A 13,338-nucleotide genomic window follows, 5' to 3' on the forward strand; every position below is an offset into this window, starting at 1 on the left:
ATCTCCCCTGTGACTGGCACGGTGGTGCTGTTGGACGACCACGCCGAGGATCACGTCGCGTACCGCGGATTGTCCTCCGTCGGATATGCGCTGACCCAAGCCCGCCGCGTCGCCTCCGGATGGGCAGGGTTGGCGGGCAATTACTTAGCCGTGCGAGATTCGCGAAATGGTGACTACCTGGTCCTGTGCCATCTGCGACAAGGCAGCATCAGGGTGAAGGTCGGCCAGGGCATCCATGTCGGGACCACAGTTGCCCAATTCGGAAATTCTGGCAACAGCACCGAACCACACCTGCACGTGCAAATGGCCGACTCCCTGGATTTCGGGCAAGCTGCAGGCCTGCCCCTGTCGTTTCCTGACGGCTTACCACGGAACGGCCAGATCGTGGATAGCGGTCCGGACCATCAGGGTCAAACCAACTAGGACGCCGTACCGCAACGTCTCGGTTAAGAACTCGACGGGGTTGTCTCTGAGTTTGGACACGGTCACCCCTGCGTGGTGTGCAATTTCGTGGCGCGCCATCTTCATCTCAGACCAGAAAGCGCCCACATACTGGTCAACGCCGCTGCCGGGTGACCGAAGAGGTTTACTGACAGCATGCGGCAGTTCAACGGCACAATACGCCAGGAGTTCACGATGACGCCTTCGCAGTTGCCCCGGGGCAGCTCGATAACAGAAACCGAGGAGGGGCCGTTAAAGGACGGCATGATGAACCTGACGCTGCGGCTGCCCTACCGGACGCCCTTCGCGACGACGCCGCTGGCGCGCTTCCTCGCCGGCCACGTCGTACCGGGGCTCGAGCGGCACGACCCGGCCAGTGGTGAGCACACCCGCACCGTGCCCACCCCGCACGGGCCGGCCGTGGTGACCGTTGCTTTCGACGCTCCGGGCCATGTCACCGCCCGGCTGCGGGTGATGGATGACGCCGACGTTCCGCCTGTCGTGGCTCGTGTGCGCCGATGGCTTGATCTGGACGCCGACCCGCTCCCGGTGGACCGGGCCCTGAGCGCGGACCCGCTGCTCGCGCCGCTGGTAGCAGCCCGCCCGGGGCTACGGGTGCCGGGTGCGGTGGACGGGGCCGAGACGGCGCTGCTCGCGGTCCTCGGCCAGCAGGTCTCCCTGGCGGCGGCACGCACCTTCGCCGGTCGGCTGGTCGCCGCCTTCGGCGCACCCGCGCCCGAGGGTCTCACAGCCTTCCCCACCCCGGCCTGCCTCGCCGCCGCCGGAGCACAGGAACTGCGGGAGGCCACCGGCGTGACCGGGGCCAGGGCGCGCACGCTGCACGCCGTTGCCGTCGCCGCGGCGGACGGGCTGCAGCTGGACCCGGGTGCCGATCGCACCGCTACCCGCGCCGCACTTCTCGCGCTGCCGGGGATCGGGCCGTGGACGAGTGAGTACGTCGCGCTTCGCGCCCTCCGCGACCCCGACGCCTTTCCCTCCGGAGATCTCGTGCTCCGACGAGCCCTCGGAACACCCACGGCTCGCCTCGCGGAGGAACGCGCTCAGTCCTGGCGGCCCTGGCGCGGCTATGCGCTGCTCCACCTGTGGACCTGGGAGGTCTTTGCGTGAGCGTGTTCGAGTGAGCGCGACCGCCCGGTCGAACGGCCGGGGCTGGGGCGGATCCGCCCTGGAGCAAGTCAGGCCAAAATGACACCTGATCGTGCGGCAGTTCCAATTGAGGGACAGACTTAGTTAAGGTGCTTCCCGCTCTTCGAATGCATCCAGCTTTGGTCGCTCCACAACTGAACGTCAACGAACGGCGGCGGCGGGCTCGCCCGTCGACATGTCCTGACGGTGCTGTGAGCTGGTGCTGGGCCAGCCTGTGTAGGACTCTGCGAAGTAAGCTGCCCCGCGACCGGAGCCGGTGACTGCCTTGAACTCACCGCGCCGGCGCTTCTGGTTGAAAGGGTTCTCCCCAGGTTGGGTGTGCATGAGGTTGGTGACCCAGTAGGAGAAGTTTTGCGCCTTCCACACCCGCTCCAGCGCCATGGCCGAATACCCGGCCAGACCGGTGTTGTCGCCCATGCGGAAGAAGTTGATCAGGGCCGGGGCCAACACCCGCACGTCACAGAAGGCCAGGTTCAGCCCCTTGGCACCGGTCGGGGGGACAGTATGCCCAGCATCACCGACGAGGAAAAGGCTGCCGTAGCGCAACGGCTCGCAGACGTACGAGCGGAACTTCAACACGGTCTTCTCGAAGATCGTCCCGCGCTTGAGCGTGAACCCGTCGGGACCGTCGACGCGGCGCTGCAGCTCGTCCCAGATCCGCTCATCGTCCCAGTCATTGACGTTCTCGTCCGGGTCGCACTGGAAGTACATGCGTTGCACCGTGTCGCTTCGCTGGGAGATGAGAGCGAAGCCGTGGTCGGAGTTGGAGTAGATCAGTTCCGGCGCGCTCGGCGGGGCATCGGCGAGGATGCCGAACCAAGCGAAGGGATACTGGATGAAGTTGTCGGTGCGCTCCTCCTGCGGGATGGACCATTTGCAGATACCTTGGGAGCCGTCGGCGCCGATGAGGACCTCGCATCGGACCTCGAAGTCCTCGCCCGTTGCGTCGGTGAAGCGGATCTTTGGGGTGCCGGTTTTCAGGTCCAGAACCTCGGTGTCGGTGACCGACCAGCGGATGTCTCCACCGTCGCGTTCCCGAGCGCTCGCGAGATCCCAGAACACCTCGTTCTGCGGGTAAAGCCACACAGACTGGCCCACATGCTTTTGGAAGTCTATGCGGTGGCTTTCACCTTGAAGGCGCAGGACGGTGCCTTCGTGCTCGTGGCCCTCGGTCAAGACCCGGCCCTCGACCCCGGTCTCGGTGAGCATGCGTACGGTGTCAGCTTCCAAGATCCCAGCACGGTGGGTGTTGTAGATGGTGTTCTTGTCCCGTTTCTCTACGACGATGCTGTCGATGCCGGCGCGGCCAAGTAGGTGGGCGAGCATCAACCCGGCCGGGCCGCCCCCGACGATGCCGACCGGCGTGGTGAGAACAGTGCGTTGTGCACTCATAACTACTCCTAAATAAAAGGGTGGGTTGGTTTTGGTGTTGTAACGCTTTGTGGGCCAGCCACAGTTGTGTTGATCAACGAAATTCCGCAGCGTTCTCCGGACGCGCACGAGTGCGAACCCATCGCTCAGTGAGTGGGGAGTGCATTGCCGATCTGCGGGTGGGGGCGACGACCGAGCCATCGGGCCACGGGGATGAGCACGATCAGGGCGAGGAAGCCGGCCAGCACCACCGTTGGTACGGCCAGGGAGTCCTCGAAGTTGGCGACCACCACCACGGTGGCAGCGCCCATGTTTCGTTGGGATGCCGAGATGCCCAGCACAGCCCCACCCCCTGTTTTCCATGCCCCCAGAATCCATCCGAAGCCGAAGTTCAAGCCGATGAACGCGAGAATCGCCACGATGGTGCCGGTGCCGATCAGCCCAACGAGTTCTCGGTGATCGGCAATAAATTGATTGGCCAGCATCACAACCATGGCTACGAGGCTCAACCGCCCGACATGGGCTTGCGCCAAGCGCGCAGCCGTCGGGGCGAATTGGCGCAGCAGCACAGCCCCAATGAGGGGCAGAAACATGGTCAGCAGCAGCACAGAAGCGATGGCGCCCGGGGCGACTTGGATACCGGGGAGCAAGATGGGCAGCGCAATGGGCATAAATCCGATTGTGGCCAGCAGCATGACCGCCAGGAGGGAAGAAGACTCGGCCATGTCCGCGCGCGCGAGCTTTGACAGTTTGAGCACGAACGGCGCTCCCGCAGCGCAGGCCAGGACCATCAGGCCGATGCGAGCTTCGTCAGGAATGCCCAGCGCGCAGATGAGACAGAAAGCCACAGCCGGTGCGACAACGAAGTTCGCCACCATCCCCGCCAGCACCAGACGCACGTCCTTTAGAGGTGCGAGAAACTGCTGGACCGTGTGCCCCAAACCCACAGCCATCATGCTGGTGACCGCGAAGAGCGGGACTGACATGGCGGCCACGGCGTCGGTGACGGTCTGCAGGTCCATACGGCTCATTGTGGAGAGGAACTGCAGTAGAGTAGCTTCAAGTTTCCATTCAGTGGAAGAGGAAAGCATGGCCGGTAACGCGACCACCCCGGGGCGTTCCGTTACTTCTCGAGTTCTCGATGTCCTGGGATCTTTTGATCCCAGGCACACCAGGCAGAGCCTGTCCCAGATCTCCCGGCGCAGCGGAATTCCGGTGGCCACCTGTCACCGCCTCTTAAAGGAGCTGTCCGGGTGGGGTGCGGTGAGCCGCCAATCGGACGGCACGTACACGGTGGGTCCTCGCCTGGCCAAGCTGGGGATGCTCGCCCCGATCCAACGAGGTCTCCGTCAGGTGGCGGCTCCTTATATGCAGGATGTTCTTTTCGCCACGCGCCAGGTCGTCAACCTCTTCGTGCTGGACGGGACGGAGGCGCTGCTGCTGGATCGGATCGCGGGCACTCATGTCGGTGCCCCGATCGCCCGTCCCGGGGACAAGCTGCCGTTGCACACCAGCGCCGGCGGGAAAGTGCTGTTGGCCTACGGGCCCGCCGAGCTGTGGGAGGCCTGCACCCAGGCGCTCGTGCGGGAGACTTCGCGCAGCATCGTGGACATTCCACGGCTGGAGCAGGAGATGGCCTCGGTGCGTGGGCGCGGGTACGCGACGACGGACGGGGAGCACTCCCCCGGCGCGCACGGACTGGCGGTGCCGATCCGGGACGTTGAAGGCAGCGTGATGGCCGCTTTGGGCATCGTCACCTTGGCGAGGATTAAGGACGCTCAGCGCATCGTTCCTGCGCTGCAGGTGGCGTCCGCGGCGATCACTCGTTCACAGGGGGTCCCCGCCTGATACCCCACTCGTCGAGTCAGGCGGGACTGGTGGCGGGGGCTTGCGCGGGAACGACGGTGTAGACCTCACCGGGATGAGCCACGCTCACGGGTCCGGCGTACTCGGCTGCGACGCCGGCAATCCACTCCGCATCGGTGGCGACACCGGCGAGGTGGGACAGCACCACCCTGGCAGCCCCGGCCCGAGTGGCGACTCGTCCCACCCCGGCAGGGGTGGTGTGGGAGATCTCCTGGTGGTTGAGGAACTCCGGTCCGAAGTCCCGAGCCCGGTAGAAGTCGAGGTTGACGGCCTCGTGCACCAGCAGGTCCGCGCCGCTGGCCAGGGTGGAGGTGTTGAGGCTTTCCGTTGTGTCCCCGGAGACGACCACGGATCCGTAGGCGGTGTCGAAGCGGAAGGCGAAGGCCGGGAAGATCGGTGGGTGCTCCACGAGGATGGCGCTCACCCGCACGAGCTCGTCCTCGTAGACCACGAACGGATCCATCTGCGGGGTGTGCTCCCCGTCGGCCTCCGCTGCTGAGGTCGGCAGGTCGATCTCCTCGACCTGCACGAGGTCATACAGTGGCGGACGTCCCTCGTCGACGATCCGGACGTCGATGTCGTAAGAGTAGGCCTGCAGCACGTGCTCCACGAGACCATGGATGCCAACGGATCCAGCATGGGGGTTCGCCGATCCCGGCCCCAAAATCCGCACCGTTTCGGTGAAGCCTTGCACTGGACGACCCCAGTTCCACAACAGGTAGGCGGGAATCTCGGCCACATGGTCCGAATGCAGGTGGGTCACGAAGCAGGCCTGCAGATTCTCCCCGCGCAGACCCGCCGCGTGGGCGGCCCGGGTGACTCCGAGACCGAAGTCCACGAGGTAGAACCGGCCGTCTACGACGATGGCGGTCGCGATGCCGGGGCACTCGGAGCGGATCGCGGGGCCGGCGGCGGTTCCGAGCGTGACCACGTGCAGCCCGCGGGCCTGGTCGAGGGGGGCGTCGAGGGCAACGCGGTCAGTCATGGGAGGGCCTTCCGATCGGACGCGGCCTGCACAGGCAGGTGAAGTGGTTTTACTCTGCCCGAGCCTCCAGGACGAGAGATGGCGCATTTTCACTGGCTGGAAAACGTCCTATGTGCTCCAGTTCACAGGCTCCTACATTCGCTGAGACACTTCACCACGGCCCGCACTCTCTGTGGGTGCACGACGGGAGATCACCGCCATGACCACCACTGCCGCACCTCAATCCGCCCAGCCTTCTCCGCCGGGATCGGGCATCGATCCCAAGGACCCGCGCTATTGGAGCAGCAAGAAGCGGTCCCGCTACGCCTGGATGCTGACCTTCCTGTTGCTGTTCCTCATGATGCTCAGCTGGGCGGACAAAGCTGTCCTGGGCCTGGCCGCCGTGCCCTTGATGCAGGAATTGAACATCACCCCGGAGCAATTCGGTCTGGTCGCCAGTGCCATGTTCCTCACGTTCGGGCTGGCCCAGCTGGTGGCAGCCCCGCTGGCCAACAAGTTCCGGGCGAAGAGCATCCTGCTGGTTCTTTGCCTGATCTGGTCGCTGTCGGTGATGCCGGTGGTGGTCTTCGCCACCCTGCCCGCGCTGTGGGTGTCCCGGTTGGCGCTGGGCGCCGGCGAGGGTCCACTCGCTCCCGTGCTCATGCACGCGGTCTACAAATGGTTCCCCTCAAAGAAGGGGGCAACCCCAGCCGCAGTGGCCTCCTCTGGAGTGACGCTGGGTATCGTGGCGTTCGCGCCGGTACTCGCATGGGTCATCGCCCAGTACGGGTGGCGCACAGCTTTCATCATTTTAGCCGTGGTGGGCGTGGTGTGGTGTGCCGCGTGGATGATCCTCGGCAAGGAAGGGCCTTACACCTCCCTGGCGGTCGAGCGAGAGATCGAGGGTGCCGAGATTGATACCTCCATTCCGGGGGTTTCCCGCGTGAGTGAGGAGAAGGTCCCCTTCTTCCGCAGCCTCCTGAACCCGACGTGGATCTTCGCCGTCATGGCATCGTTCTTCGCCTACTGGACCTTCACTCTGGCCATGTCCTGGGGCCCGGCGTACTTCCAAAACGTCATGGGTTTCAGCGGACAGCAGGCCGGCTCTCTCATTGCCTTGCCAGCCGCTTGGGGTGTCGTTGCCACCGTGGGCCTAAGTGCGCTGATCCAGCGGATGGATCAGAAGGGCGTTCCCAGCCGCCGTTCTCGCGGATGGACCCTGGGCCTGGCCGGGGCCGGTGCCGGCGCAGCCCTGCTTGCCTCCACGTTCGTCACCTCCCCGGTCCTCGGGGTGGCGCTGATGAGCCTCGGTTTTGGCACCGCCCCGGCCATGTTCGCGATCACCTACCTCATCGTGGGCGAACTGACCACGATCTCCCAGCGCGGCGGTCACCTCAACGTGGCCAATGCGGTGCTCACCACCGGCGGCGTGTTCGCCCCGGCCGTCGGCGGCTTCCTGATCGGCGGAGCCGCAACCCCGGCCGACGGGTACAGGCTGGCGTTCCAGGTCACCGCCGTTCTGCTGGCAACCTTCGGCGTGCTCGCCCTGGCGTTCGTCAACCAGCAGAAGCAGCGTCTCCGGCTGGGCATCGAAGCCTAAGAGGTTTCCGCCAATTCAAGGGGCCCGCACCGTTCTCGGTGCGGGCCCCTCAGCCGCCCGTGCGGCCGGAATCAGCCTCCGTGCGGGCGGGCGTTAACGGTGCGGGGCTCTAGATACTCCTCCAGGCCCCACCGGCCGCGCTCACGCCCCAGGCCGGAGCCTTTCCACCCGCCGAACGGGGCGTCCAGTTCGACGACGGTGTGCTGGTTGATCCACGCTGTGCCCACTTCCAGCTGGGAGGCCACTTCGTGGGCTCGTTCCAGGTCCGGGGACCAGACCGAGGCGCCCAGGCCGAACTCCTGGGCGTTGAGCTCGTCCACTGTGGCGTTCAGGTCGTCGTAGGGCACGACCGGCAGTGCTGCACCGAACTGCTCGCACGCCACCAGATCCGTGTGCTGCGGGGTGTCGGCGACGACGGTCGGCTCCAGGAAGTACCCCGGCAGGTCCGTGCCGCACTCCCCGCCGTGGGCGATGCGACCGCCCTCGGCCACGGCCCGCGCCACGTAGTCCTTCACCAGCTGTTGCTGACCGCTCGTGTGCATAGGCCCCATGGTGGTGCCTTCGGCCACACCATGGCCGATTCGTAAAAGGGAGACCGCCTCCACGAGGGCCTCCGTCAGTGCAACTGACTGGGCGCGCGGGACGTAGACCCGCTTGACCGCCATGCATACCTGGCCGGCGTTGCGGAAGGCGGAGCCGGCAATCCGGGCAGCCGTGAACTCGAGGTCCGCATCCGGCAGCACGATCGCCGGATCGTTGCCGCCCAACTCCAGCGTCACCTTCTTCACCGTTGGTGCGGCCTGGGCCATGATGGCGGCCCCAATCTCCGTGGACCCGGTGAAAGAGATTTTCCGCACGCCCGGCATCTCGGACAGCGCCTTGGAGAGAACCCCGCGGCCGGTGACGACCTGCAGCACGTTCTCGGGCAGGAACCGATTGAGCACCTCGGCCAGCGCCCGGGTGGACATCGGGGTGGTCGGGGATGGCTTGGCGATCACGGTGCAGCCAGCCACCAGTGCCGGGGCCAACTTCACCGCCAGCAAGGAAATGGGAAAGTTCCAGGGCGTGATGGCTCCCACCAAACCCACGGGGGCGTACTGGACCTGGACGGAGCGGTCGCCGCGGACGGGCAGGGTCTCGACGAGGTCCCAGTCGAGGTCGGCGTAGTGGCGCAGCAGCCCGGCTGCGACTTTGAACTCCTGGGTGGCCTCGGCCCAGATCTTGCCCTGCTCCAGAGACAGAATCCGCCCCAGGTCCTCGGCCTCGGATAGCACAGCCTCGGAGGCCTGACGCAGCGCCGTCCGGCGGACGTCACGGTCTGCGGCCCACGGGCGGGCGACCGTGGCCGCGGCGGCAATGGCCCGCTCGACGTCTTCAGGCCGGTGCAGAGGCACCTCGCCAACAGGGTCCAGCGTGGCCGGGTCGATGACTTCGTAGGTGGCAGGCACCGGATCTCCTTCTCGCTCATGTTCTGGAGGCGTCCACCGGCCGGCAGACAGACCTCCCCTGTTCCCAGCTTCGAGCCACTCTGTGATCAGACACACGCCATCTTCCACCCAGTGAAAAGAAGAGATGAACCGGGAGTGCGTTACACCACATAGTGGAGTCGAACCAGCCGAACCGCACGCGAAGGATCTCTCGAGCGTGTGGGGGCCACTCTTCTGGAAGGACCACGTCCATGACCCTCGACGGACAGACTCTCGTTGTCACCGGCGCAGCCTCCGGTATCGGTGCTGCCACCGCAGCTCTTCTGCGCGATGCCGGCGCGGAGGTGATCGGTGTGGATCGCAACACGGCCGCGGAGTTCCCGGGGGCCTTCGTCCAGGCGGACCTTTCCACGGCCGAAGGTGTTGCCGCGGCCGCCGGACAGATCCCGGAGGGGATCAACGGGCTGCTCAACATCGCCGGTGTTCCCGGCACCGCCCCGTGGCGCCTGGTGCTGTCCGTCAACGTCTTCGGTGTCCGGGATCTGACCCGGGCCCTGCTGCCCAAGCTCGTCCAGGGCGGTGTGGTCGTCAACCTGGCCTCCAACGTGGCCAACGGCTGGGCCGAGCGCCGCGAGCAGATCATCGCGTTCACCTCCGTCGAGAACCGGGAAGCGGCACTCGACTTGGCCGGCGCAGATCCTGAGGTCACCGGCAATTCATACCGGTTCTCCAAGGAGTGTGTCCGCTGGCTGAGTCTGGAGGCCGCCGCTTCTGCCCTGGGGAAGGCGCGTGTCGTCTCGGTCAGCCCTGGCCCCGTCCAGACCCCCATCCTGGAGGACTTCAAGATGGACCACGGTCGCGACAAGGTCGAGGGTGCCGTCGCCCTGCTGGGCCGTGCCGGGCAGCCGGCCGACATCGCACACGCCATTGGTTTCCTGGTCAGCCCGGAGGCCGCCTGGATCAATGGCACCGACGTCTGCGTCGACGGCGGCCTGAGCGCTCACCGTGCGGTGTCCGCTTCGCTGTCCGTGACCGCCTGAGTGGAGGGACCATGACCACCGTGAACACCGCACCCACCCCCGCTGTCCGTGAACAGCCCACGAACGGCTACCGGCATGAGGTCGAGGAAGTCCTCGTCGAGAAGCTCGAAACCGTGGCCGACGGCGTACGCCGCGTGACTCTGCGCCTGCCCGACGGTTCCGATTTCCCGCAGTGGGAACCGGGCTCGCACATCGATCTGATCCTGCCCCACCACATGCGCCAGTACTCCCTGTGCTCGCCGCTGGCCGACCGCAGCCGGATCCAGGTGTCGGTGCTGCGCACCCGGGAATCCCGTGGTGGTTCCGCCTACGTGCACGAGGATCTGGCCGAGGGTGACACGGTCCACATCAACGGACCCCGCAACAACTTCCCCTTCATCGACTCCCGGAAGTATCTGTTCGTGGCCGGAGGCATCGGCATCACTCCGATCCTGTCGATGATCGAGGCAGCAGAAGCCGCCGGCCGCGAGTGGCGACTGGCCTACGGCGGACGCAGCCGGGCGTCGATGGCCTTCGCCGATGAGCTCGTGGCCAGATACGGGGACCGCGTCCTGCTCTACCCGGAGGACGAGGTCGGGCGCATCGATCTTGAGGGTCTGCTGGCCTTGCCGCGGGCGAAGATGCTGGTCTACGCATGCGGACCCGAACCGTTGCTGCGCGTGATCGAGGACTACTGCATGGGCTGGCCCCCCGGTGCTCTGCACCTGGAGCGCTTCGTCGCGGCCAACCTCGACGCCGGGGCCAGCGCCGAGCCCTTCGAAGTGGAGCTGACCGATACGGGCAAGACCGTCACCGTGCCCCCGGACCGCACCGTCCTGGAGGTGGTGGAGGAGCACGGAGTGCGTGTGCTCTCCTCCTGCCGCGCCGGGGTGTGCGGCACCTGCGAAACCCGTGTGGTGGAAGGGGAGGTCGAGCACCGGGACGCCATCCTCAACGAGGAGGAGAAGCACTCGGGCGACGCCATGATGATCTGCGTCTCCCGCGCCGCCGCCGGGTGCCGCAAGCTCACCCTGGAACTCTGAACCACCGACCCGCCACAGGAGCCACCATGACTGTCACCGCTACGAGGCACGAGGCTGTGTCCCTGCCCGACGACCCCTTCTCCGTCGAGAACATCTCCGACCCTTACCCGCTACACGAGAAGCTCCGGGACGCCGGTCCCTTGGTTTGGCTGGAGAAGTACGGCTGCTACGCAGTGACCCGCTACGAGTGGGTCTACGAGATCCTCACCGACTTCGAGTCCTACTGCTCCAGTGGCGGCCTCGGTCCCAAGGACATCCGCCAGGCACCGGAGTGGCGCCCGCCCTCGATCCTGGAGTCCGACCCGCCCACGCACACCGTGATGCGCCGGGGCCTGGCCGGGGTCATCTCCCCGTCCACCATGCGCCGGCTGCGGGAACAGTTCGCCCCTTTCGCCGAGGAGCTCGCCGACCGGGTGGTGGCCCAGGGCGATGTCGACGGCATCAAGGACATCGCCGAGCCTTATCCCCTGAAGGTGTTCCCCGACGCGGTGGGCCTGCGCCCGGGAGGCCGGGAGAACCTGCTTCCCTACGGCGCGATGGTGTTCAACGCCTTCGGCGCGGACAACGAGATCCGGGCCGAGGCCTTCACCGAGGGTGAGAAGGTCGCCGCGTGGATCATGGACAGCTGTGCCCGCGATAACCTGTCGATCACCGGTCTGGGCGCCGACATCTGGAAGGTCGCCGAGGAGGGACGCATCGCCCCTGAACAGGCCACCCTGCTGGTGCGCGCCCTGCTCTCCGCAGGGGTCGACACCACGATCTTCGGCATCGGGAACACGCTCTACACCCTCGCCCGGCACCCCGAGCAGTGGGAGAAGCTCAAAGCCAACCCGAAGCTGGCCAAGTTCGCCGTCGATGAAGCGTTGCGTGTCGAGTCCCCATTCCAAATGTTTCACCGCACTTCCACGGTCGACACCGTGATCGGAGGCGTCCGGATTCCCGCGGACTCGAAGATCCTGCTGTTCATGGGCGCAGCCAACCGGGACCCCCGCAAATGGGGTGAGAACGCGGATGTCTTCGACCTCGATCGCAGCGCCTCCGGTCACGTAGCCTTCGGCATGGGACTGCACCAGTGCGTGGGCCAGCCCATCGCCCGAATCGAGATCGAACTCGTCCTGCAGGCGCTGGCCACGCGAGTGGACCGGATCGAGCTCACCGGTGAGCCGAGCCCGTGGATCCACAACGTGCTGCGCGGCTTCGCCCGCATGCCCCTGCGCCTGACGCCGCTGGCCCGGACGAATTGATGCTTCAGAGCTCGGTCTTGGCCCCACCAGTGTGGACGTTGCGTGCGGCCTGGCATCCAGGGGCAGCCAGGGGGGCACTCCATGGCTGATCCAATGCCCGCACAAGACCGCCGCCGCTTCTCAGTGCGCGTGCTGGGTGGTGGGACGGAGCCGGATCCGCGGTTCACCCTGGCCAACGAACGCACCTTCCTGGCATGGATCCGTACCTCCCTGGCGTTCTTGGCCGGGGGCATCGCGGTGGAAGCATTTGCAGAGGATCTCTTTCCCGAGCCGATGCGTACTTTCTTGGCCGTGGTTCTGCTGTTGCTCGGGGTGCTCATCAGCGCCGGCGCCGCCTGGCGCTGGGCGGGGGTGGAACGCAGCATGCGGCACAAAACTCCTCTGCCGTTGCCGCTGATCGTTCCCCTGCTGGGTATCGGAGGGGCCATCGCTTCCGGGGCCCTAGTAGTGTTCGTCCTGCAGACCTGACCGAGGCCACTCGATGAACAGCTCGTCTCAATCACCTCCGGGCGCACGGACACTGGATCCAGCGCATGATGACCCTGGTCTGCAACCCGAACGGACCACCCTCGCCTGGGGGCGCACGGTGCTTGCACTGATCGCCGCCGCCGCCATCTGCCTGCGCTGGATCTCCCACCACGGGTTGTTCGTCCTCGCGCTCTTCGCCGTCGCCGTCATCTCCGGCACGGCGATCTACCTGACCCAACGGCCTCGCTACAACCGCGCCTCCTCCGGAATCACCGCCGAACGCGTCGCCGCCGATGTCCCCGGAGTACTCGGCCTCTCCGCAGCCACAGTCATTCTGGGCTTTCTGGGTATCTACGTCGTTACCGTCCTCGCCTGATCTGTGAGGTCTGGCGATGACAGCAACCACGGGGAGACCACCGGGCGGATCAGGACATGGTGATCCGCGGCGGGAAGAACATCTACCCCGGGAGGCCGAGGAATTCCCTTACATCAAGGCTCCCAGGGCTCGAGGAGTAAGCCTTCCCGGACCTGCTCCCGAGCCGCCGAGCCGGCCGCGTTGCAATGGTGCCGGCGCGGCGTCGTCGACCACCGGCCGCTGCCGCGGATCAGGACGCCGTCCAACCGCCGTCCATCGTGTAGGCGGCGCCGGTGACCATGCCCGTGAAGGGACCGGAGAGGAAGCCGATCAGCTCCCCGACCTCTTCCGGTTCGGCCAGGCGCTTGATCGC

The 13,338-nt window shown here is 66.2% G+C and carries 13 protein-coding genes and 1 pseudogene; 9 read left to right on the plus strand and 5 right to left on the minus strand.

Annotated elements, in window-relative coordinates:
- The coding region (locus Q4E95_RS07565; protein WP_303382718.1) for a M23 family metallopeptidase at window positions 1-423 on the plus strand (423 nt) is incomplete at its 5' end.
- Window positions 424-705: 282 nt separating this feature from the next.
- On the plus strand, window positions 706-1,569 hold the full coding sequence (locus Q4E95_RS07570; protein WP_303382719.1) for a DNA-3-methyladenine glycosylase: 864 nt from the start codon (window positions 706-708) through the stop codon (window positions 1,567-1,569).
- A gap of 180 nt (window positions 1,570-1,749) precedes the next feature.
- On the opposite strand, the gene Q4E95_RS07575 is transcribed toward Q4E95_RS07570, so the two are convergent.
- Both Q4E95_RS07575 and Q4E95_RS07580 read right to left on the minus strand, forming a co-directional pair.
- Window positions 1,750-3,000, minus strand: coding sequence for a 4-hydroxybenzoate 3-monooxygenase (locus Q4E95_RS07575; RefSeq protein WP_303382720.1), 1,251 nt, complete (start codon window positions 2,998-3,000; stop codon window positions 1,750-1,752).
- A gap of 125 nt (window positions 3,001-3,125) precedes the next feature.
- Entirely contained in the window at window positions 3,126-4,001 is an 876-nt protein-coding gene (locus Q4E95_RS07580) for a bile acid:sodium symporter family protein (protein WP_303382721.1), read from the minus strand.
- 67 nt (window positions 4,002-4,068) lie between these two features.
- Here Q4E95_RS07580 and Q4E95_RS07585 point away from each other — a divergent pair, with 67 nt between their 5' ends.
- Window positions 4,069-4,827 carry an IclR family transcriptional regulator gene (locus Q4E95_RS07585; protein WP_303382722.1) on the plus strand — a complete coding sequence of 253 codons (759 nt, stop codon included), beginning with the start codon at window positions 4,069-4,071 and terminating at the stop codon, window positions 4,825-4,827.
- Window positions 4,828-4,843: 16 nt separating this feature from the next.
- On the opposite strand, the gene Q4E95_RS07590 is transcribed toward Q4E95_RS07585, so the two are convergent.
- The gene (locus tag Q4E95_RS07590; RefSeq protein ID WP_303382723.1) at window positions 4,844-5,830 is read right to left on the minus strand and encodes an MBL fold metallo-hydrolase; all 987 of its coding nucleotides are present in this window, start codon (window positions 5,828-5,830) and stop codon (window positions 4,844-4,846) included.
- A 199-nt stretch (window positions 5,831-6,029) separates the two neighbouring features.
- On the opposite strand from Q4E95_RS07590, the gene Q4E95_RS07595 reads away from it, so the two are divergent.
- Entirely contained in the window at window positions 6,030-7,409 is a 1,380-nt protein-coding gene (locus Q4E95_RS07595) for an MFS transporter (protein ID WP_303382724.1), read from the plus strand.
- A gap of 71 nt (window positions 7,410-7,480) precedes the next feature.
- On the opposite strand, the gene Q4E95_RS07600 is transcribed toward Q4E95_RS07595, so the two are convergent.
- On the minus strand, window positions 7,481-8,857 hold the full coding sequence (locus Q4E95_RS07600) for an aldehyde dehydrogenase family protein (protein ID WP_303382725.1): 1,377 nt from the start codon (window positions 8,855-8,857) through the stop codon (window positions 7,481-7,483).
- 230 nt (window positions 8,858-9,087) lie between these two features.
- Between Q4E95_RS07600 and Q4E95_RS07605 the strand changes: the two genes are divergently transcribed.
- The 5 genes from Q4E95_RS07605 (at window position 9,088) to Q4E95_RS07625 (ending at window position 12,986) form a co-directional block, all read left to right on the plus strand.
- Window positions 9,088-9,876 carry a coniferyl-alcohol dehydrogenase gene (locus Q4E95_RS07605; protein WP_303382726.1) on the plus strand — a complete coding sequence of 263 codons (789 nt, stop codon included), beginning with the start codon at window positions 9,088-9,090 and terminating at the stop codon, window positions 9,874-9,876.
- A gap of 11 nt (window positions 9,877-9,887) precedes the next feature.
- Window positions 9,888-10,898: a PDR/VanB family oxidoreductase gene (locus tag Q4E95_RS07610; RefSeq protein ID WP_303382727.1), complete on the plus strand. Its 1,011-nt coding sequence runs from the start codon at window positions 9,888-9,890 to the stop codon at window positions 10,896-10,898.
- Between the two features lie 26 nt (window positions 10,899-10,924).
- The gene (locus Q4E95_RS07615; protein ID WP_303382728.1) at window positions 10,925-12,142 is read left to right on the plus strand and encodes a cytochrome P450; all 1,218 of its coding nucleotides are present in this window, start codon (window positions 10,925-10,927) and stop codon (window positions 12,140-12,142) included.
- Between the two features lie 81 nt (window positions 12,143-12,223).
- Complete coding sequence (locus tag Q4E95_RS07620; RefSeq protein ID WP_303382729.1) at window positions 12,224-12,610, plus strand: YidH family protein; 387 nt, start codon at window positions 12,224-12,226, stop codon at window positions 12,608-12,610.
- Between the two features lie 13 nt (window positions 12,611-12,623).
- Entirely contained in the window at window positions 12,624-12,986 is a 363-nt protein-coding gene (locus Q4E95_RS07625; protein WP_303382730.1) for a DUF202 domain-containing protein, read from the plus strand.
- 229 nt (window positions 12,987-13,215) lie between these two features.
- Here Q4E95_RS07625 and Q4E95_RS07630 read toward each other — a convergent pair.
- A pseudogene (locus tag Q4E95_RS07630) lies at window positions 13,216-13,338 on the minus strand (D-beta-hydroxybutyrate dehydrogenase); the annotation flags it as partial.

The organism is Kocuria sp., assembly GCF_030536815.1.
Taxonomy (GTDB): domain Bacteria; phylum Actinomycetota; class Actinomycetes; order Actinomycetales; family Micrococcaceae; genus Kocuria; species Kocuria gwangalliensis.

Bases quoted from the DNA above. Each gene is read 5' to 3' on its own strand.
- Q4E95_RS07570 (WP_303382719.1), top strand. From the start codon at position 706: ATGATGAACCTGACGCTGCGGCTGCCCTACCGGACGCCCTTCGCGACG.
- Q4E95_RS07575 (WP_303382720.1), bottom strand. From the start codon at position 3,000: ATGAGTGCACAACGCACTGTTCTCACCACGCCGGTCGGCATCGTCGGG.
- Q4E95_RS07580 (WP_303382721.1), bottom strand. From the start codon at position 4,001: ATGGACCTGCAGACCGTCACCGACGCCGTGGCCGCCATGTCAGTCCCG.
- Q4E95_RS07585 (WP_303382722.1), top strand. From the start codon at position 4,069: ATGGCCGGTAACGCGACCACCCCGGGGCGTTCCGTTACTTCTCGAGTT.
- Q4E95_RS07590 (WP_303382723.1), bottom strand. From the start codon at position 5,830: ATGACTGACCGCGTTGCCCTCGACGCCCCCCTCGACCAGGCCCGCGGG.
- Q4E95_RS07595 (WP_303382724.1), top strand. From the start codon at position 6,030: ATGACCACCACTGCCGCACCTCAATCCGCCCAGCCTTCTCCGCCGGGA.
- Q4E95_RS07605 (WP_303382726.1), top strand. From the start codon at position 9,088: ATGACCCTCGACGGACAGACTCTCGTTGTCACCGGCGCAGCCTCCGGT.
- Q4E95_RS07610 (WP_303382727.1), top strand. From the start codon at position 9,888: ATGACCACCGTGAACACCGCACCCACCCCCGCTGTCCGTGAACAGCCC.
- Q4E95_RS07615 (WP_303382728.1), top strand. From the start codon at position 10,925: ATGACTGTCACCGCTACGAGGCACGAGGCTGTGTCCCTGCCCGACGAC.
- Q4E95_RS07620 (WP_303382729.1), top strand. From the start codon at position 12,224: ATGGCTGATCCAATGCCCGCACAAGACCGCCGCCGCTTCTCAGTGCGC.
- Q4E95_RS07625 (WP_303382730.1), top strand. From the start codon at position 12,624: ATGAACAGCTCGTCTCAATCACCTCCGGGCGCACGGACACTGGATCCA.